This is a genomic window from Rhodobacter capsulatus SB 1003 (assembly GCF_000021865.1).
Lineage (GTDB): Bacteria > Pseudomonadota > Alphaproteobacteria > Rhodobacterales > Rhodobacteraceae > Rhodobacter > Rhodobacter capsulatus_B.
On sequence record NC_014034.1, the window covers coordinates 3,059,893 to 3,079,766 of the forward strand.

The window sequence follows — 19,874 nt, forward strand, 5'->3', positions numbered from 1 at the left end:
TCAGAAGGCGGTCAGCCCCCGGGCGCGAAACACCGCCCGCGCCGCCTCGGTCGCTTCGGGCGCGGGCGTCGGGGTGTCGGCCAGCGCATAGGGATGGCCAAGCATCGCCCATTTCGAGGCGCCAAGCTGATGGAAGGGCAGCACCTCGACCAGCTCGACCGCGGGACCCAGCCGCGCGACGTGATCGGCCATGCGGGCGATATCCTCGGGCGCGTCGGTCCAGCCGGGCACCAGCACGTAGCGAATGCGCATCTTTTTCCCCAGCCGCACCATCCGGTCGGCGCAATCGAGCGTCGGCTGCAAGGGCTGCGCCGTCAGCGCCAGATGCCGCGCCGGGTCGATGTGCTTGATGTCGAGCATCACGAGGTCGATCGGATCGAACCAGTCGTCGGTCACGCGATCATGCAGATGGCCCTGCGTATCCAGCGCGACATGCAGCCCGAAGCGGTCCTTCAGTGCCCGGGCGGTGGCGTGGACAAAGGCCGCCTGCATCATCGGCTCGCCGCCCGAAAAGGTCACCCCGCCCGCGAATTTGAGGAAACTGGCCAAGGGCGCAACCTCGGCCACGAGATCCTCGACCGCCACCCGGCGGCCTGCATGCAGTTTCCAGGTGTCGGGGTTGTGGCAGTAAAGGCAGCGGAACTGGCAGCCCGACAGGAAAAACACGAAGCGCATCCCCGGCCCGTCGACCGCCGCCCCGGATTCGAGCGAATGCAGGAAACCGTGACAGGCGGCCTCGTGCGGATCGCAGACAGCGTCAAACCCGGGATGCGGCGTCAGGATCGTCATCGCGGCTCACAGGCTGGCGTGGAAGGTGCGGCTGATCACGTCAAGCTGCTGCGCCCGCGTCAGCTTGACGAAATTCACCGCATAGCCCGAGACGCGCACGGTCAGCTGCGGATAGGCCTCGGGGTGGTGCATCGCATCTTCCAGCATCTCGCGGGTCAGCATGTTGACGTTGACGTGAAAGCCCCCTGCCCCGCAGAAGCCGTCCAGACAATTGGCCAGGTTCGTCACCTGCTCGGCCTCGGTATGGCCCATCGAGCCGGGGGTGGCCGAGGCCGTCCAGGACACGCCATCAAGCGCGGCATCGTAAGGCAGTTTCGCGACCGAGGCGCCCGCCGCCACGAAGCCCTTCTTGTCGCGCCCGTTCATCGGGTTGGCGCCGGGCGCAAAGGGTTCGCCCGCGCGGCGGCCATCGGGGGTGTTGCCGGTCTTCTTGCCGTAAACCACATTCGAGGTGATCGTCAGGATCGACTGCGTCGGCATGGCGTTGCGGTAGAAATGCGGCTGCGCGGCGATCTTGGCCATGAAGGCCTCGGTCACGGCGACGGCGATTTCGTCCACCCGGTCATCGTTGTTGCCAAAGGCCGGATAGTCGCCCTCGATCGCGTAATCGACGGCAAGACCGGCGTCGTTGCGGATGACCCGAACCTTGGCATGCTTGATCGCCGAGAGGCTGTCGGCGACGATCGAGAGCCCCGCAATCCCCGTCGCCATCGTGCGCAGGATATCGCGGTCATGCAGCGCCATCTCGATCCGTTCATAGGCGTATTTGTCATGCATGTAGTGGATCGCGTTCAGCGCCTTGACATAAGTCCGCGCCAGCCAGTCCATCGCCAGATCGAATTTGGCCCGCACCTCGTCATAGTCGAGCACATCCGCGGTGATCGGGCTCAGCCCCCTGGCCACCAGCGCCCCCGACTTTTCATCGACGCCGCCGTTGATCGCGTAAAGCAGCGCCTTGGCCAGGTTTGCCCGCGCGCCAAAGAACTGCATCTGCTTGCCGATCCGCATTGCGGACACGCAGCAGGCGATGCCGTAATCGTCGCCCCATTTCGGCCGCATCAGATCGTCGTTTTCATATTGGATCGCCGAAGTATCCTTGGACACCTTGGCGCAGAAGGTCTTGAAGCCGCGCGGCAGGCCGACCGACCAGAGCACGGTCAGGTTCGGCTCGGGCGCCGGGCCAAGGTTGTAAAGCGTCTGCAGCACCCGGAACGAGGTCTTCGTGACCAGCGTCCGGCCGTCTTCGCCCATGCCGCCGATGGCCTCGGTGACCCAGGTGGGATCGCCCGAGAAGAGCTCGTCATAATCCGGCGTGCGCAGGAAGCGGATGATGCGCAGCTTGATCACCAGATCGTCGATCAGCTCCTGCGCCGCTTCCTCGGTCAGACGGCCCGCCGCCAGATCGCGTTCGAAATAGACGTCAAGGAAGGACGAGACCCGGCCCAGCGACATCGCCGCGCCGTTTTGTTCCTTTACCGCCGCCAGATAGCCAAGATAGGTCGCCTGCACTGCCTCACGCGCGGTAAAGGCCGGGGCGGACAGATCGATGCCGTATTTGCCCGCCATCTCGCGCAGCTCTTCCAGGGCGCGGAACTGTTCGGAAAGCTCCTCGCGCAGGCGCAGCGTGTCTTCGTCGAAGACCGCCTCATCCAGCGCATGGAATTCCGCCAGTTTCGCCGCCTTCAGCCGGTCGATGCCATAAAGCGCCACGCGCCGGTAATCGCCGATGATCCGGCCGCGGCCATAGGCATCGGGCAGGCCGGTGATCACGCCCGATTTCCGCGCCGCCAGAATGTCGGGGGAATAGGTGTCGAAAATGCCCTGATTGTGGCTCTTGCGGTATTTCGTCCAGATCTCGGCCACGGTCGCATCCGGGGTGAAACCATAGGCCTTCAGCCCGGCCTCGACCATGCGCAGCCCGCCGTTCGGCATGATCGCCCGCTTGAGCGGCGCATCGGTCTGCAGGCCGACAATGAGTTCGTTGTCGCGGTCGATATAGCCCGCCTCATGCGCGGTGATCGTCGAGGGCCGGTCGGCCGAGACATCCAGAACCCCCCTTTCGCGTTCCAGTTTCAGCAGCGCCGCGACATCGGCCCAAAGCTTGCGCGTCCGCGCCGTCGGCCCGGTCAGAAAGCCCGCATCGCCGGTGAAGGGGGTGTAGTTTTCCTGAATGAAGCCGCGCAGGTCGATCGTCTCGCGCCAGGCCCCGGCCGAGAACCCGTGCCACGGATCGACGGCGGCGGCAGTCATCGGGGTTTCGGTGAAGGCATTCATGGGGCGGTCCTTTCCCGCGGGGGGCGCGCGCGGCGCGATTGGCGGCCTGATCGGTCGGAGAACGGAGGATCGACCCGGACCGGCCCCGGCAACGCGCCGCCGGAAGGGAAGAGGCCGATCCTCCGGTAAGATTATCTGACCGGATTCCGCGGCTCAAAGCAACCGGGATGACCCAGCGTCACTTCAAATTATGCAAGCAATTTCAAAAGCCTGCCGCTCAGGCTGGGGCGGGTTTGCAAATTCGGCATGACAAGAATCTTATCCGGAACCGACCCGTGCCGAAAGAAAAGACCCGGCTGAAACATTGTTGTGCGGGGCGGCGCCGAAACAACGGATCCTGTCGGGTCGAAGCGCTTTGGGCAATCATCGGGACCCGCGCGGGGAACCGTTCAGGGCCGGATGAATTTCGCCCCGCCGATGCGGCGCGTCTCGTTCACCGGGGCGGTGCTGTCGGGCAGGTCAAGTTCCGCCCGGACCGCCTCCACCCGCTCGACCAAAGTGCCGAGCGAAACCTTCTTGCCGCGCAGCTCCGCCTTGGCCGAGACGACCGAGACGATCTTCGGCTCGAAGCTGCGCATCGCGAAGACCGGCGCCCCCGACGATCCGAAATCGGCGGCGCAGTTCATCAGCACGACATCGCTGTCGCGGGTCAGCACGTTGCACATGCTTTGCAGCGCCGGCGCCTCGGCGCGGTCATGGGCATAGGAAACGACACCGACGGTATCCCCCTCGGCGGGCGAGGTGTCGAGCGCGAAGGGCTGCACCTGCGGCAACCGGATCGGCTGATCCAGCTGCACCAGCGCCAGATCATAGCCCACAAGGTCGAACTGCCGCGGCCCGAGATATTGATAGGACGGATGCGCGACGGCACGGCGCGCGTTGCGATAGGCGACGGCACGGCCATTGCGCAGCCCGGCCTGAAACTCGATCGCGCGGGTGTCGATCATCTGCCGCGTCTTCGGATCATAAAGACAATGCGCCGCCGTCAGCACCAGATCGGCGGCAATCAGCGTGCCGGTGCAGAAACTGCCATGGCCCAGATCCAGCCGCCCGACCGCCTCCCAGCCGCGGCTGTCATTGCCGGTGGCCAGCAGCTTCAGCCCGCTTTCAAAGGCCGCGGCAGGCGCGGCGCAAAGCGCGATCAGGGCAAGGGCAAGGCGCAGGCGCATGGGTCACTCCGGTCCGGTCCCGCAGCCTAGCCCGCGCCTTGGGCAAGATTAAGGCAGCGCGACCAGCCGCGGCGGTTTCGGCCCGCCCGTGGCCCAGTCGAGCAGCTCGACCGTATGCACGACGGGCAGCCCGGTGCCCGAGCCGATCTGCATCATGCAGCCGATATTGCCCGTCGCGATCAGCTGCGGCGCGGTGGCTTCAAGCGTCGCGACCTTGCGCCGTTTCAGCTCGCCCGAAATCTCGGGCTGCAGCAGGTTGTAGGTCCCCGCCGAGCCGCAGCACAGATGGCTTTCGGAGGGTTCCACCACGGTGAAGCCCGCGGCTTTCAAAAGGTCCTTGGGCGCGGTCCTGATCTGCTGGCCGTGCTGCAGCGAACAGGCGGCGTGATAGGCGACGCGCAGCGGCTTCGGCGCCGCCTCGGGCAGGCCGACATGCGCCAGAAACTCGGTGATGTCGCGGGCAAGGCCCGCCACCTGCGCGGCCTCCTGCTGCAGGGGCGTATCGGCGAAATAGCTGCCGTAATCCTTCACCGTCGTGCCGCAGCCCGAGGTGTTGATGATGATCGCATCCAGCCGCCCCGCCGCCAGATAGGCGCGGATATTGGCCTCGGCCTGGCCATGCGCCTCAGCCTCGCGGCCCATGTGATGCACAAGCGCGCCGCAGCAGCCAAGGGTCTTCGGAATGACCACCTCGCAGCCCAGCCGCCGCAACAGCCGGATCGTCGCATCGTTGATATCGGTATCCAGCGCCTTTTGCGCGCAGCCGGTCTGCAGGGCAACGCGGAAGCGCCGGGCGCCCAGCGCCGGAAAGACCTGCGGTTTCACATTGGGCGAGGGCTTGGGCAGGCTTTCCGGCGCCATCGCCAGCATCGCGCGCAGCCGCGCATCGGGGAAGGCCCGGGCAAAGGGCTTGGCCCACCGCGCCGCGGTCATCGCCAGGCGGAACCGGGTCGGATGCGGCACCGTCTTCGCCAGCAGGAAGCGCAGCGCCCGGTCCAGCAGCGGCCGCTTGAAAGTGCGGTCCACATGCGCGCGGGCCTGATCGATCAGATGCATGTAATCGACGCCCGAGGGGCAGGTGGTCATGCAGGCGAGGCACCCCAGACAGCGGTCGATGTGCCTGGCCGTGCGGGCATCGGCCGGGCGGCCGGTTTCCAGCATCTCCTTGATCAGATAGATGCGCCCGCGCGGGCTGTCGAGCTCGTCGCCCAGCACCTGATAGCTGGGGCAGGTGGCGGTGCAAAAGCCGCAATGGACGCAGCTGCGCAGGATCTGGTTGGCGCGGGCCAGCGCGGGATCGGCCAGCTGCTCGGGCGTGAAATTCGTCTGCATCAGCCCATCTTTCCGGGGTTGAAAAGTCCTTTCGGATCAAAGCGGTCGCGAAGCCCGCGGCTCAGCGCGGCAACCGGCGCGGCCTCGGGTTCAAAGGCGGGCAAGCCGCCGCGCAGGCAGGTGGCATGGCCCGCATAGGGCGCGGCCAGCTTGCGCGCATCGGTGTCCGGCGCCACCAGCGCCCAGACCAGCCCGCCGCCCCAGTCGAGCACCGCCCGCCCACCGAGCCGCGCCGCGACCAGCGGCCCGTCGGAGGGCTTGACCGAGAACCGCCACAGATCGCCCGGCAGCCCCTGCAGGGGCGCCGCCCCGGCCAGATCGCGCCAGAGCCCCGCGCCCTCGTCGCGCATCACCTTCGGTGCCCAGGCCGCGAGGACCTCGGCCAGCCGCCCGGCGCGATAGGATACCGATTGTTCGAGCCCCTCGATGCGAACCACCGCCCCCACCCCGGGCAGCCAGCCCGCGCCGGAAACATCGAATTGCGACCCCAGCGCTGCCGCCAGCACCGCCGCCGCCTCGGCCAAAGGCACATCCATGACCAGCGTCGCCTGCGCGGGCGCGGCGGGCAAAAGCTTGAAGGCCACCTCGCTCAGCACGCCCAGAGTGCCCCAGGACCCGGCCATCAGCTTCACCAGATCATAGCCGGTGACATTCTTCATCACCCGCCCGCCGTTCTTCACCGCCGCGCCGGTGCCATCGACGAAACGCACGCCGATCAGACTGTCGCGGCAGGCCCCCGCCTGCACCCGCCGCGGCCCCGAGACATTGGCCGCCACCACGCCGCCGATCGTGCTTTCGCCCGCAGCGCCCAGCACCGCGCCCCAGCGCGCCGGTTCAAAGGGCAGCCGCTGCCCCTCGGCCGCCACCGCCGCCTCGATCTCGGAAAGCGGCGTGCCCGCCCCGGCCATCAGCGTCAACGCCCCCGGCTCGTAAAGCGAAATCCCGGAAATCGCCACCTGCAGCGGCTCCCCCGCCAAAGCGCCCAACGGCCGCGTGCCGCCGCCGACGATCCGCAGCGGCGCCTTGGCCCCGCGCACCGCCTCGACCAGCTGACTTTCGCTTTCAACCCTCATCGGCCCTGCTTTCATCTTGCCGTAAATATCCCGGGGTGCGGGGCAGAGCCCCGCGACTTACCCCCGCCGCGACGCACTGACATCGAGCGGAAACACCTTCGCGGCATTCAGCAACCACTTCGGATCAAACACATCCTTGACCCGCATCTGCGCCTCCAGATCCTCGGGCGCGAATTGCACCGCCATCAGATCGCGCTTTTCGATCCCCACGCCATGTTCGCCGGTCAGACAGCCGCCCGCCTCGACGCACAGCTTCAGGATCTCCGCCCCCATCCGCTCGCACAGTTCCTGCTGCCCGGGCTGATTGGCGTTGTAGATGATCAACGGGTGCATGTTGCCATCGCCCGCGTGAAAGACATTGCCGACCTCCAGCCCGAAGTCGCGCGAGATCTCGCCGATCCGGCGCAGCACCATCGGCAGGGCGGAAACCGGAATCGTCCCATCGAGACACATGTAATCGCCCTTTTGCCCCATCGCGCCAAAGGCCGATTTGCGGCCCAGCCAGATCCGCTTCGCCTCCTCGGGCGATTGCGCCTCGCGGAACTCCACCGGGTCATGGCCCGTCGCAATCTGCCGGATCAGGCCCAGCTGCTCGGCGATCTCGGCCGGGCTGCCCTCGCATTCGACGATCAAGAGCGCCTCGCAATCGGGGTAGCCCGCATGGCAAAAGGCCTCGGTCGCCTCGATGCAGGGGCGGTCCATGAATTCGATCGCCACGGGCAGGATGCCCGCGCGGATGATGTCGGCGACGCAGGCGCCCGCGACCTCGTTTGAGGAAAACCCGATCAGCACCGGCCGCGCGCCTTCGGGCTGGCGCAGGATGCGCAAAGTGGCCTCGGTCACCACGCCCAATTGCCCTTCCGAGCCGCAGATGACGCCCAAAAGGTCCAACCCGCCCGCGTCACAATAAGGCCCGCCGATCTCGACCACCTCGCCCTGCATGGTGACCAGCTTGACGCCCAGCAGGTTGTTGGTGGTGACGCCGTATTTGAGACAATGCGCGCCGCCCGAATTCATCCCGATATTGCCCGCGATCGCGCAGGCGAGCTGGCTGGAGGGGTCGGGGGCGTAGAACCAGCCCTCGCCCTCGATCGCGCCGGTGACGGAGAGGTTCGTGCGCCCGGCCTCGACCCGGATGAAGCGGTTGGCGTAATCGACCTCCAGCACCCGGTTCATCCGCGCCAGCCCCAGCACGACGGCATCGGCCGAGGGCATCGAGCCCCCGGCAAGCGAGGTTCCCGCGCCGCGCGGCACCACCGGAACGCCCATCTCGTGGCACAGCTTCAGGCAGGCCGCGACTTCTTCGGTGGTGCGCGGCAGCACGACCGCCAGGGGCGCGCAGCGATAGGCCGAGAGCGCATCGCATTCATAGGCCCGGGTTTCCGCCGGATCGTCGATCACCGAATCGCGCGGCAGGATTGCCCGCAAGCGTTTGACGATCAAAGCCTTTTCGGCCAGCACCCTGGCGCTGGGAAGGGGCATTTGCATGGCGTTCTCCTCCGCTCCGGTCAAAAGTTATGACCAATTTTGCGGATTCGCGCAACCGAAACGATGGGCAGGCTGACCGAGGCCATCGCCGAGGTCATGCGGAACAGTGGCCTCGTGACCGCCGAGGGCCCAAAGGCCCTCGGCCAGCGCCCGCCCCGCCCATGGCGGGCGCTTCTCGCCCGCCGGGGCGGGCGCCGGCCTCTGCTGCGCCTGGGGAAACGGTCTTGGCACCGCCCGGGCTCCGGCGGGCGGGGAAAGGCAGTGCCTTTCCTGATCCGCCCGAAATCCCCCTCAGCGCAGGATCGGCGGCTTCGCCGGGTCCATGCCGGGGGCGGTCAGCTTCAGCTCCTGCACCTCTTCCTCCACCCGCTCGGGCAGGGGCAGCACCAGCCCCTTGTCCAGCAGCTCCCGCGCCGCCGGATCTTCGGCGTCAAGGAAGGTCACGTCCAGTTCCCCGGCCTCAAGGCCCGAAAACAGCAGCGCCTCGCCCATCGCCTTGGCAATGCCCGCCCGCGCCGGTTCGGGCGCGCCCAGAAAGGCCAGCACATGCCCGTGCCGCCCGTCGTCATAGGTGACGCCGCCCAGAACCGCCTCGGTCGCCAGCCCCGCAAGCTGCTCGAATTTCGCCTGAAAGGCGGGCAGCAGCAGCGCCAGGACCGCGGGCGACAGCCCCGGCCCGGCAAAGGCCACCGGCCGCCCGGCACTGGCCTGCGGCGCATGGGTCAGCGTGTGCGACAGCCATTCGAGCGCCTCGGGCGGCAGCAGCATCGCGCTGTCGGCCACGCCAAGGTTCACCCCCAGACCGACCCCCTCGCCCGCCAGAACCTGCGCGATCACCCGGCCCGGCAGCGCCACATAGGGCACGGGTTCGTCGGAAAAGGAGGCCAGCCGCTCCTCGGTGTCGAAGGCCAGCACGAAATCGCCCTCCTCGGTCTCGAAGACCTGCGGGACGATGTCGTCTTCTGCGTCCGGCTCGCGTTCGAGCAGCACGAACAGTTCGGCATCGGCCAGCCGGTCATAGACGGCCAGCCGCAGCGCCTCGTTTTCGGGCGCGGCCTCCATCGCGGCATGGGCGCGGTCGTAGGCGGTCGGATCGGATGTCATCGCGGGCTCTCCTTCCCCCGGGCGCGGGGCGGGCGGCGCCGTCCCGGCCATCCCGGATTGCGTTTCAGCCCCCCCGTATTGCGCCCGGAGGAAGGGGGCAAGGGAAACATGGGATTTCCGCGCCGCGCCGTCCTGCGCGGGGAGTGTAGACGCCTGCGCCATTCGGACATATTCTCGCCCCAATGCCTCCTTAGCAGATGAGGCCCCGGGGCGGCGTCCCCCCGATCAGGCGGGATGCACCGACCGGGGCAAGAGGCGGCACGGCAGGCCGGGAAGCGATGCTCGAATTCGACAATGTCAGCAAGTCCTTCTGGACCGGCAAGCGGCGCAAGGTCATCCTGGACCGGGCGTCTTTCCGCGTCGAACTGGGCAATTCGCTGGGCATTCTTGCGCCGAACGGCACCGGCAAGACGACGATCATCAACATGATGGCGGGGCTCGAAAAACCCGACGAGGGCGAGATCCGCAAGACCTGCCGGATCTCGTTTCCGCTGGGCTTCATGGGCGGCGTCGTACCGCGTCATTCCGGCCGCGAGAACACCCGCTTCATCGCCCGCCTTTACGGGCTTGACCCCGATTACGTCGAAGCCTTCTGCCGCTGGCTCTGCGGGCTTGAAGAATATTTCGACATGCCGGTGGGCACCTACAGCCAGGGCATGCGGGCGCGGCTGACCTTTGCCTTGCTGCTGGCGCTGGAATTCGACATCTACCTGATCGACGAGGGGATGCCCTCGACCACCGATGTCGAATTCAACCGCAAGGCCGGGGCGATCCTGCGCGACCGGCTGAGAGAAGCGACGGTGATCGTCGTCTCGCATCAGGCCAGCACGTTGGAGAAGTTCTGCCGCTCGGCGGCGGTGCTGCGCGACGGGCAGCTTTACATGTTCGACACTCTGGAAGAAGCGAAACGGATGTATGACTACCATTCCTAAGGCGATCCGGTACCGCATCCGCCCCGCAACGCCGGTCCCGGCGGCCCGGCCCGGCCCCCCGGCCGATCTGACCCCGGTCGAGGATCTGCTGCGCCGCCGTGCCGAACGGCTGGGCGCTGAAACCGCCGCCGGGACCGCCGCCGAGACCACCGCCGCATCCGAGCCGCCATCCGATCCGCCGCCGGAACCGCCCCGCGCGGCGGCACCGACGCCTTCGCAACCGCTGTCGGGCGATGGCAGCGATCTGTTCCAGCCGCAGGAAGACGGCTTTGACGCGGCGCTGTTTCCGACCGCCGCCCCCCGCGTCCCCCCCGGCGCCGCGGCACCGGGGCTGACCCCCGCCGAGATCGCCGGCGACGCCGATATCGCCACCATCCGCGCCGAGGGGCTGACCGGGCGGCAGCTGCGGCTGGCGCGGCGGACGGCGCAGAAACACGGGATCGAGGCGTCCTCGGATTTCGAGGCGGTGCTGCTGTTGCGCCGCCGCGGCATCGACCCTTTCGACCGCAACGCGCTGATGGCGCTCGAACGTGCCGATGCGGCGACGGCGGCGCAGGCGGCGGCTGTGCCGACCCCCACTCTTGCCCGCGGCGGCTCTGCGACCACCAAGGCGCTGGCGCGGATCGACGACGCGGGCGCCGACACCCGGGTGCAGCTGCCGCAGACGATCACCCCCGCGCAGGTGCCCGCCCCGCCGCGCGGCGCCCCGGCGGTGGACGAAGGCACCCGCGCGCGCGAGATCATCAAGATCCAGCGCGACATCGCCCGGCGCAGGCGGCGGCGCATCGCGCTTTTGCTGGCGCGGCTGAGCTTTTTCGTCTTCCTGCCGACGCTGATCGCGGGCTGGTATTATTTCGTCGTCGCCACGCCGATGTATGCGACCAAGACCGAATTCGTGATCCAGAAGGCCGACAGCATGGGCGGCGGGGGTTCCGGTCTGGGCAGCCTGTTTTCGGGGACGCAGCTGGCCACGAACCAGGATTCGGTGACGGTGCAAAGCTTCCTGCAATCGCGCGATGCGATGCTGCGCCTCGAGGCGGACAAGGGGTTCAAGGAGCATTTCTCGCAGCCCGGGATCGACCCGATCCAGCGGCTCGCCCCCGACGCGACGAACGAGGCCGCCTACAAGCTTTACAAGCGCAACGTGAAGATCGGCTACGACCCCTCCGAGGGGCTGATCCGCATGGAGGTGATCGCCGCTGATCCGCAGGTCTCGAAGGCCTTTTCCGAGGCGTTGATCTCCTATGCCGAGGGGCAGGTGGACAAGCTGACCGCGCGGCTGCGCGAAGACCAGATGCGCGGCGCCCGCGAAAGCTATGAAGACGCCGAGCAGAAGGTCTTTGCCGCCCAGGGCAAGGTTCTGGAATTGCAGGAAAAGGTGGGCATTCTGGACCCGGCCGCCGAAGGCGCGGGCAAGATGAGCCAGGTCACGGGCTTCGAGACCGAGCTGCAGAAGAAACGTCTGGAACTGGGGCAGCTGCTCGACAACCCGAGCCCGTCGCCCGCGCGGGTGGCGGGGGTGCGGGGCGACATCTCGCGGCTGGAGACGATGATCGCGGAACTGCGCCGGCAGCTGACTGAAAAGACCGGCAGCACCGAATCGCTGGCCTCGGTCACCGGCCAGCTGCGCATCGCCGAGGCCGAGCTGGAAACCCGGCAGGGGTTGCTCGCGGCGGCGGCACAGCAGATGGAAGTGGCGCGGATCGAGGCGAACAAGCAGGTGCGCTATCTGGAAATGGGGGTGCGGCCGGTGGCGCCGGACGAACCCACCTATCCGCGCGCCTTCGAAGACACGCTGCTGGCCTTCCTCGTGTTTTCGGGTATCTACCTGATGCTGTCGCTGACAGCCTCGATCCTGCGCGAACAGGTCTCGAGCTGATCCCGGAGTTTGCCATGAAGAACGTGACGATCGGCCGCCTGACGGTGGCCAACGACCTGCCCCTGACGGTGATCGCGGGGCCCTGCCAGCTGGAAAGCCTGCCGCATGCGCTGATGATCGCCGAGGTGATGGCCGAGGCCTGCGCCGCGGCGGGGGCGCAATTCGTTTTCAAGGGCAGTTTCGACAAGGCGAACCGCACCAGCCTGAAGGGCAAGCGCGGGGTCGGCCTTGAGGCCGGTCTGGCGATCCTCGACACGGTGCGGGCGAAGCTGGGCTGCCCGGTCCTGACCGACATCCACGACCCGGAACAGGCGCGGATCGCGGCGCAGGTGGTCGATGTGATCCAGATCCCGGCGTTTTTGTGTCGGCAGACCGATCTTCTGATCGCGGCGGGCGAAACCGGCCGGGTGGTCAACATCAAGAAGGGGCAGTTCCTGGCGCCCTGGGACATGCCGAACGTGGCGGAAAAGGTCGCCTCGACCGGCAATGAAAAGATCCTGCTGACGGAACGCGGCACGTCCTTTGGCTACAACACGCTGGTGGCCGACATGCGCGGGCTGCCGGTGATGGCGAAGACCGGCTATCCGGTGATCATGGATGCGACGCATTCGGTGCAGCAGCCGGGCGGGCTTGGCGGCGCCTCGGGCGGGCAGCGCGAGATGGCGCCGGTGATGGCGCGCGCGGCGGTCAGCCTTGGCATCGCCGGGGTCTTCATCGAGACGCACGAGGCCCCCGACACCGCGCCCTCGGACGGGCCGAACATGATCCCGCTTGACCAGATGCCGAAGCTGATCGCGACGCTGATGGCCTTTGACCGGCTGGCCAAGGCCGACCCGATCCGGCTGTAACAAAGGGGGGCGCTGCCCCCCGTCCGCAAGCGGAGGCCCCCCGGGAGATTTGCGCCAGGGTGAAAGGCAAACCGGGCCGCGATCCGGCACCCGGCCGGAACGCAACCACGGAATGAAATGCGCCCCGGAACACTTCCGGGGCGCATCGCCTTCGCCGTGAGTGACGTCTCAGGCGTTCTTCAACGTCAGGAAAAGCTCGTAAGCTTCCTTGGCGGTGAAGTTTTCATGCACGACCTTGGCCACCGCCTGGATCATCGCCACCGGAGCCTCCGACTGGAAGATGTTGCGGCCCATGTCGACGCCCGCCGCGCCCTGATCGATGGCTTTATACGCCATGTCGAGCGCCTCGAGTTCCGGCAGTTTCTTGCCGCCCGCGATCACCAGCGGCACCGGGCAGCCGGCCGCGACCTTCTCGAAGCCCTCTTCGACGAAATAGGTCTTGACGTATTGCGCGCCCAGTTCGGCGGCGATCCGCGTCGCCAGACCGAAGTAGCGGGCGTCGCGGGCCATGTCCTTGCCGACCCCGGTCACGGCCAGCGTCGGAATGCCGTAGCGGGTGCCGGTGTCGATCAGTTTCAGGACGTTGGTGATCGATTTGTGCTCGTACTCCGAGCCGATATAGACCTGCGCCGCCATCGCGCAGACCCCGAGCCGGATCGCATCCTCGATCTCCACCGCGACGGTTTCGTTCGAAAGCTCGGTCAGGATCGAGTTCCCGCCCGAGCAGCGCAGCGCCACGGGCTTGGTATTCGTCGGCGGCACGGTCGAGCGCAAGGCGCCGCGGGTGCACATCAGCACGTCGGCATGATCGCACAGCGGCAGGATGTTCAGGTCCATCCGCTCAAGCCCGGTGGCCGGGCCCTGGAAATAGCCGTGATCGAAGGCGAGCATGACCGTGCGGCCGGTCTTCGGGTTGAAGATCCGCGACAGGCGGTTCTTCATCCCCCAGTCGTAATGGGCCGCGCCCTTGAGGTAGAAGCCCTGCAGGTCGGCAGGCCGGTCGAGCCCGAAATCCTTGCCTTCCTTGATGTCGTCGAGATCGGCCATGAGCAGTCCTTTCGTGGTCTGGGGTGGGGGGCGCCCGAAAACGCCCCCCGGGGAGGACCCGCCGCCCGGGAAGGGGCGACGGGCAGGATCGCCGTCAGAAGTCGTAATTGTCGATGTTCTCGGCGGTGAAGACGGTGCGTTCGGGTAGCAGGATGATGCCGTTGTTCTCGGCCTCGGTGGTGTAGCCCTGCACGGCGTTCGGGCTGATTTCGACGGTGCCGACGCCGGGGACGTCAAGCTTGTCGCCCTTTTGCCAGACCGCGCCCTTGACCAGCTGATCGGCGATAAAGACCGACAGCTTGCCCTGCATCACCACATCCCACAGGCCGAACTGATCGACCGTGCCCGATTTCACATATTGCCGCATCGTGTTCGGCGTCGAGAAGCCGGTGACGATCAGCTTGCCGTTCAGGCCAAGGTTTTCCGCAGCCTGTGCCGAGCCCGGCAGCGCATTCGCATCGGGGCAGATGATCGCGTCAAGATCAGGATAGGTCTGGTAAAGCGCCGTCGGCACCTGCACGGCCTTTTGCGCATCCTGGTTCGAGAACTCGGTCGCGACGATTTCCCAGCTCGGATAATCCTTGGCGATGATCGCCTTGGCGACCTCGGCCCATTGGTTCTGGTCGGTCACGGTGGGCGAGGAATAGTGGAAGGCCACTTTCTTCGGCGCCGTCGGATCTTCCATCTGATCGGCGGTCATCTTGACCAGCAGCGCGCCCAGCTGTTCCGGCGTGCCCTGGTTGATGTAGTAGCTGCGGCATTCCGGGTTCACGTCGCTGTCCCAGGTCAGCACCTTGACGCCCTTGTCCATCGCGCGTTTGAGCGATTCACACAGGCCATCGGGCGAGAGCGCCGAGATCGCGATGGCATTGTAGCCCTGGTTGACGAAGTTGTTGATGAACTCGACCTGGCCCGAGACCGAGGCCTCGCTCGGCCCGTCGTATTTCACGTCGATGCCCAGCTCCTTGCCCATCGCCTTGGCGCCCGCGCCGCCGCTTTCGAAGAAACCGACCCCGGTCAGTTTCGGGATGAAGGCGACGCGCGCGTCATCGGCGCTGGCCGAGACCGATCCGAGGGCCGTGGTGAGCGTGGCAATCGCGAGCCCGGTCACGAAACGTCCGAAAGTCATGGTAGTTCCTCCGCTTGGTTATCCCTGTTTCCGGGTCGAGACCCGGCCTCCTTCCGACCGACGCCCGGGCGGGCGTCAGCCATTCCCTCCCACGGCCGCGCGTTCGGCCTCATAGGCCGCACGGTTGGCCCGACGGGCGGCAAGCGCCCCCGTCCCGATGCGCAGCGCGACCGAGCCGATCAACAGACCGCCCACGATCACCGGCACGACATCCGAGCTGACCCCCAGCGCCAGCAGGCCCTGCCGCAGGTAGCCCAGCACCAGCCCGGCCAGGAACGTGCCCAGAACCGAGCCCTGCCCGCCGTAGATCGACGACCCGCCCAGAACCACGGCGGTGATGATGTTCAAGAGCGCCTCGGCCCCCAGATCGGACCGCGCCGAGGTGAAATAGGCGGTCAGCACCAGCCCGGCGACGGCGCAGGCAAGCCCGTTGAGCGCATAGACCGTGACCAGCGTGCGCGTCACCGGCACGCCGGTGAAGCGGGCCACCTCGGCCGAGACGCCGATCAGCTTCAGGAAGCGGCCAAAGCGGGTGCGGTGCATCGCAAAGGTGGCGGCGGCGGCGATGACCAGCGTCAGGATCAGCGGCACCGGAACCCAGCCCAGCGCGCCGGTGCCGATCCAGGTGAAGCTTTTCGGCAGGCCGGTGATGCCTTCGTATTGATAGGCCTCGAACCCCCCGGCCCCGGCGACGGCAAAGCCCATCATGTCCAGAAGCGTCGGCAGACCCGTGGCCACCCCGGCATAGAAGAACAGCATGGCCAGAGTGATGACGAGCGGGTTGACGTCGGTCCTGGCGATGACGGAGCCGTTGAACGCCCCTGCCCCAAGGCCGACCATCAGCGCCAGCCCCACCCCCGCCCAGATCGGCACCCCGGCGACGAAGCCAAGGCCAAGCACGATCGAGCACAGCCCCATGATCGAGACGCCGGAAATATCCATCCCGCCCGTCATGATCACCAGCGTCAGCCCGACCGCGCAGATGATCACATGCACGAAGTCAGAGGTCGAAAACAGCAGGTTCTCGATGTTCAGGAAGGCGGGGTTGATCAGACCGAGCACCACCAGTTCCAGCACCAGCGCGACGGCCAGCATGGCTTCCCAGCTTTTGAGGACAGAGCGGTTCATCGGGCCATCTCCCGGCGGTTGACGGTGGGTCTTTGCGCCTCGGCATCGGCTTCGGCACGGGCCATTTCGGCGGCCCGCGCGGCCAGCTGGCGGTTGCGCACGGTGCGGCGGATCAGATAATCGGCGACGACGACCGAAAGCAGCACCGCCCCCGCCACCGCATTGTTCCAGCTGCCCGGCACATGCAGGAAGATCATCATCGAATCGACCGCGGTCAGGAACAGCGCCCCGATCACCGCCGACCAGACCGAGCCGGTGCCGCCCATCAGGCTGACGCCGCCCAGAACCACCGCGGCAATCGCCTTGAGTTCCTGGCCGTTGCCGGTCTGCATCGGCACGAAGCCGATCTGACCGACGAAGACGATGGCGGCAGCCCCCGCAAAAAGCCCCGAAAGGGTGAAGGCGGCAAAGCGCGTCGCCTTGACATCGATGCCCAGCAGATAGGCGCCATCGGCATTGTCGCCCACCGCATGAAAGGCCCGCGCGGCGCGGATCTTCCAAAGCAGGATCGCCACGATGATCACCAGCGCCGCCACCGCCCAGACCATCAAGGGCACGTTGAAATAGCGGGTGACGGCGAAGCTCTTGATGTTTTGCGGGATCGACTCGATCCAGCTGCCGCCGGTCAGGACCCGCATCAGCCCGCGATAGGCGCCCAGCGTGCCCAGCGTCATGATGATCGGCGGAATGCCGATGAAGACGACGCCGACCGCATTGACCGCCCCCGCCGCAGCCCCCGTGGCCAGCGCGCAGAGCATCGCCAGCGGCAGCGGCATCCCCGCATTCAGCGCAAAGCCGAAGATCACCGCGGAAAGCCCCGCGATCGCGCCCACCGAAACGTCGATGCCGCGCGTTTGCACCACGAACATCTGTCCGATGGCGATCAGCATCAGAAACAGCGAGGAGTTCGCGATGTTGATCAGGGTAAAGGGGTACAGCACCGCCTTGTTCTGCGTCGCCACCGCCAAAAGCATGGCGACGAGCAGGATCAGCACCAGAAATTCACGACTTTTCAGGATCTTGGTCATTCTCTTGCGCCTCCGGCCGCGTCGAAGGTTGCAGCCGAGATCTGCTCGACCGAGGTCATGCCCTCGGGCAGGTCGATCAGACGGCCGCCCTTCATGATCAAGACCCGGTCGGCCAGCTCGGCGATCTCGCCCACTTCCGAGGAAATCACCACCACGCCGACCCCATCCGCGGTCAGCTCGCGGATGATGCGGTAAACGTCCTGCCGCGCCCGGGCGTCGATGCCGCGCGTGGGCTCATCCAGGATCACCACCCGCGGCGCGGGGGCGAGCGTCTTCGCCAGCACGATCTTTTGCTGATTGCCGCCCGACAGCGTGCGCGCCGTCTGCATCGGCGACGACAGCTTGATCCGCAGCCGCGCGATGAAGCGCGAGGCCAGATCGGTTTCCGCCCGTGCCGACAGGAACCGTCCCCCCGGCAGCGACAGCACCCCCGCCGAAATCGTCTGCGCCGACGGCAGCGCCAGGAAGATCCCGTGCGCGTGGCGATCCTCGGGCACATAGGACAGGCCCATCTGCTGGCAGATCTGCGGCGAGCGTTTCGGCGCGGGCTGACCGGCAATCACCACTTCGCCGGTGGCCTTGGGGTCGATGCCATAGATCGCCTCGGCAAATTCGGTGCGGCCGGAGCCGACGACGCCGGAAATCCCCAGCACCTCGCCCGGATGCACGGCAAAGGTCACGTCGCGGAAGGCCTGGCCTGACAGGCCGCGCACTTCCAGCACCGGCGCCGCATCGCCGCGCCGCGCGCTCTGGCGGCTTTTCGCGGCGGGCGGGGTGAAATCTTCGGGCAGCATCGCCTCGACCAGCATGTCGGCGGTCAGTTCCGACGCCGGACGCGAGAGCACGAAATGCCCGTCGCGCAGCACGCTGACCCGGTGCGACAGGTCCAGCACCTCGTTCAGCCGGTGGGAAATGAACAGGATGCCGATCCCCTTGGCGGTCAGATGGTCGATCTGCTTCGCAAGGCAGGCCACCTCGCGGCGCGTCAGCGAGGAGGTCGGCTCGTCCAGGATCAGCACCCGGGCCTTGCGCAGCAATCCGCGGGCGATTTCCACCAGCTGCTGGTTGGCGATCGACAGATCCCCGCCGGGCGCGGTGAAATCGACGGCAAGCCCGATATCGGCCGCCACCGTCGCCGCCCGCCGGGCGATCTCGGCCGCGTCGCCCGCAAGACCCAGCGTCAGGTTTTCCAGCACCGAAAGGTTCGGGAAGATATGCGGTTCCTGCGGCACCATGTAGATGCCGCGGGCATGCGCGTCAGAGGGTTTCGACAGGCTGACCGGGGTGCCGTTCACCTCGACCGTGCCCGCGGTGGGGCGATAGGCGCCCGAGATGATCTTGACGATGGTCGATTTGCCCGAGCCGTTGCCGCCCAGAAGCGCATGGACCTGACCGGGCAGGATCTCGAAATCGATGCCGCGCAGCACGGTGACGCTTTCGAAGATCTTCCAGATGCCGCGCAGGGCGACCAGCGGGGTTTGCGTCTCAGCCATTGGGAGCCCCCCCCACCTGCTGCAGCGCCGCCTGCTGCACCGCCGCCAGCCGCGCCAGCATCGCGGCGGGATCGGCGGCCTTGAAGATCGCACTGCCCGAGACCACCAGATCGGCGCCGGTCAGGCAGGCCTCGGCGATGGTCTCGGCGGTGATGCCGCCGTCGATCGCCAGAACCGGGGCGAAATCGGCGCAAAGCGCGCGCAGCTTGGCCAGACGCGCGGCGGCGGCGGGCACATCGGCGGGGGCGCCGTCGCGCGGATCCAGCGCCAGAACCAGGATCACGTCGGGACGCAGCGCCAGAAGGCCCGAAAGCGCCGCCAGCGCCGTGCCCGGCATCACCGCCAGCCCGGCCAGGATCGGACGCCCCAGCCGCGCGCTTTCGGACCGGATCCGGGCCAGCGCCAGGGCCGCATTCGGCGCCTCGGCATGAACCGAGATCAGATCGGCCCCCGCCTCGGCGCAGGCCGCGATCTGCGCCAGCGGATCGGCCACCATCAGATGCACGTCCAGAAAGCCGCGGCCGCGACAGGCCGCGACAAAGGCCGGACCGGCGGTGAATTGCGGCACGAAGACCCCGTCCATCAGATCGAAATGCAGCACCTCGGCCGCCTCGAGCCGGTCCAGCGCCGCGCCCATCGCGGCGGGCGGCGCGGCAAAGACGCCGACCCCGATGCCGCGAGCCCGGGCGCGCAGGGTGGCGCGCGAAACCCCGTCCATGGCCCTACTCCCCGTTCATCGCGGCGGCATGATCGGGCATGACCATGCGGAAGAACTGCTTTTCGCGCCCGCCGGTCTGGATCTTCGCCAGCCCCTCGACGACGACGGCATAATGCGCGGTCTTGCGGTGGGCATCGACGGCGGCCTCGTTCTCGAAGGCCTCGTAGATGACGAAATGATGGTCGTCCTCGGGGTCCTGCAACACGTCGAAACGATAATTGCCGGGCTCGGCGCGGGTGCCTTCGAAGTTGACGCGGAACACGTCGAAGAACTGCTGCACGCAGCCCGGCTTGACGCGGATATGGACCAGTTGAACGAACATCGCACTCCTCCTTGTGCGAGCCCCCGCAGCTGCGGGCAGGGCCGCGACACTGCGCCCCCGGATCGGCGGAGGGCAAAGGCCCCGGGACTCGATTTGCCGATCATTTGTTCCATGGAAGACG

17 protein-coding genes are annotated in these 19,874 nt (G+C 67.2%); 3 read left to right on the forward strand and 14 right to left on the reverse strand.

Going from position 1 to position 19,874, the window contains the following annotated elements:
• The 7 genes from pflA to RCAP_RS14215 all read right to left on the reverse strand — a co-directional run bounded on the left by pflA (position 1) and on the right by RCAP_RS14215 (position 9,229).
• Positions 1-789 (reverse strand): pyruvate formate-lyase-activating protein, encoded by a 789-nt coding sequence (gene pflA, locus RCAP_RS14185; RefSeq protein WP_013068568.1) that lies wholly within the window; start codon positions 787-789, stop codon positions 1-3.
• A 6-nt stretch (positions 790-795) separates the two neighbouring features.
• Positions 796-3,039, reverse strand: a complete 2,244-nt coding sequence (gene pflB, locus RCAP_RS14190) for a formate C-acetyltransferase (RefSeq protein ID WP_031327450.1) — start codon at positions 3,037-3,039, stop codon at positions 796-798.
• Between the two features lie 413 nt (positions 3,040-3,452).
• Positions 3,453-4,232: a trypsin-like serine peptidase gene (locus RCAP_RS14195; RefSeq protein WP_013068571.1), complete on the reverse strand. Its 780-nt coding sequence runs from the start codon at positions 4,230-4,232 to the stop codon at positions 3,453-3,455.
• A 48-nt stretch (positions 4,233-4,280) separates the two neighbouring features.
• A complete protein-coding gene (gene glcF / locus RCAP_RS14200) occupies positions 4,281-5,564 on the reverse strand; it encodes a glycolate oxidase subunit GlcF (RefSeq protein ID WP_013068572.1) in 1,284 nt (427 codons plus the stop codon).
• The gene (locus tag RCAP_RS14205; RefSeq protein ID WP_013068573.1) at positions 5,564-6,637 is read right to left on the reverse strand and encodes an FAD-binding protein; all 1,074 of its coding nucleotides are present in this window, start codon (positions 6,635-6,637) and stop codon (positions 5,564-5,566) included. The genes glcF and RCAP_RS14205 overlap by 1 nt, the downstream gene beginning before the upstream one ends.
• A gap of 57 nt (positions 6,638-6,694) precedes the next feature.
• Positions 6,695-8,125: an FAD-linked oxidase C-terminal domain-containing protein gene (locus tag RCAP_RS14210; RefSeq protein ID WP_013068574.1), complete on the reverse strand. Its 1,431-nt coding sequence runs from the start codon at positions 8,123-8,125 to the stop codon at positions 6,695-6,697.
• Positions 8,126-8,416: 291 nt separating this feature from the next.
• Positions 8,417-9,229 carry an SseB family protein gene (locus tag RCAP_RS14215; RefSeq protein WP_013068575.1) on the reverse strand — a complete coding sequence of 271 codons (813 nt, stop codon included), beginning with the start codon at positions 9,227-9,229 and terminating at the stop codon, positions 8,417-8,419.
• Positions 9,230-9,507: 278 nt separating this feature from the next.
• Here RCAP_RS14215 and RCAP_RS14220 point away from each other — a divergent pair, with 278 nt between their 5' ends.
• Genes RCAP_RS14220 through kdsA form a run of 3 tightly spaced genes read left to right on the forward strand, consistent with a single transcriptional unit; the run spans position 9,508 to position 12,888 of the window.
• The gene (locus tag RCAP_RS14220) at positions 9,508-10,161 is read left to right on the forward strand and encodes an ABC transporter ATP-binding protein (protein ID WP_013068576.1); all 654 of its coding nucleotides are present in this window, start codon (positions 9,508-9,510) and stop codon (positions 10,159-10,161) included.
• On the forward strand, positions 10,145-12,040 hold the full coding sequence (locus tag RCAP_RS14225) for a capsule polysaccharide transporter (protein WP_013068577.1): 1,896 nt from the start codon (positions 10,145-10,147) through the stop codon (positions 12,038-12,040). Before RCAP_RS14220 ends, RCAP_RS14225 begins: the two co-directional genes overlap by 17 nt.
• Positions 12,041-12,054: 14 nt before the next feature.
• Positions 12,055-12,888, forward strand: a complete 834-nt coding sequence (kdsA, locus tag RCAP_RS14230; protein WP_013068578.1) for a 3-deoxy-8-phosphooctulonate synthase — start codon at positions 12,055-12,057, stop codon at positions 12,886-12,888.
• 168 nt (positions 12,889-13,056) lie between these two features.
• Here the strand turns inward: kdsA and lsrF are convergent, their stop codons facing one another.
• The 7 genes from lsrF to RCAP_RS14265 all read right to left on the reverse strand — a co-directional run bounded on the left by lsrF (position 13,057) and on the right by RCAP_RS14265 (position 19,753).
• The gene (lsrF, locus tag RCAP_RS14235) at positions 13,057-13,935 is read right to left on the reverse strand and encodes a 3-hydroxy-5-phosphonooxypentane-2,4-dione thiolase (protein ID WP_013068579.1); all 879 of its coding nucleotides are present in this window, start codon (positions 13,933-13,935) and stop codon (positions 13,057-13,059) included.
• A 94-nt stretch (positions 13,936-14,029) separates the two neighbouring features.
• Positions 14,030-15,064, reverse strand: a complete 1,035-nt coding sequence (gene lsrB / locus RCAP_RS14240) for an autoinducer 2 ABC transporter substrate-binding protein LsrB (protein ID WP_013068580.1) — start codon at positions 15,062-15,064, stop codon at positions 14,030-14,032.
• 75 nt (positions 15,065-15,139) lie between these two features.
• The gene (locus tag RCAP_RS14245) at positions 15,140-16,192 is read right to left on the reverse strand and encodes an ABC transporter permease (RefSeq protein ID WP_013068581.1); all 1,053 of its coding nucleotides are present in this window, start codon (positions 16,190-16,192) and stop codon (positions 15,140-15,142) included.
• Positions 16,189-17,220 carry an ABC transporter permease subunit gene (locus RCAP_RS14250; RefSeq protein WP_013068582.1) on the reverse strand — a complete coding sequence of 344 codons (1,032 nt, stop codon included), beginning with the start codon at positions 17,218-17,220 and terminating at the stop codon, positions 16,189-16,191. Before RCAP_RS14250 ends, RCAP_RS14245 begins: the two co-directional genes overlap by 4 nt.
• The gene (locus RCAP_RS14255; protein WP_013068583.1) at positions 17,217-18,713 is read right to left on the reverse strand and encodes a sugar ABC transporter ATP-binding protein; all 1,497 of its coding nucleotides are present in this window, start codon (positions 18,711-18,713) and stop codon (positions 17,217-17,219) included. The genes RCAP_RS14250 and RCAP_RS14255 overlap by 4 nt, the downstream gene beginning before the upstream one ends.
• The gene (locus RCAP_RS14260; protein ID WP_013068584.1) at positions 18,706-19,431 is read right to left on the reverse strand and encodes an orotidine 5'-phosphate decarboxylase / HUMPS family protein; all 726 of its coding nucleotides are present in this window, start codon (positions 19,429-19,431) and stop codon (positions 18,706-18,708) included. Before RCAP_RS14260 ends, RCAP_RS14255 begins: the two co-directional genes overlap by 8 nt.
• A gap of 4 nt (positions 19,432-19,435) precedes the next feature.
• On the reverse strand, positions 19,436-19,753 hold the full coding sequence (locus RCAP_RS14265; protein ID WP_013068585.1) for an antibiotic biosynthesis monooxygenase: 318 nt from the start codon (positions 19,751-19,753) through the stop codon (positions 19,436-19,438).
• Positions 19,754-19,874 lie beyond the last annotated feature (121 nt).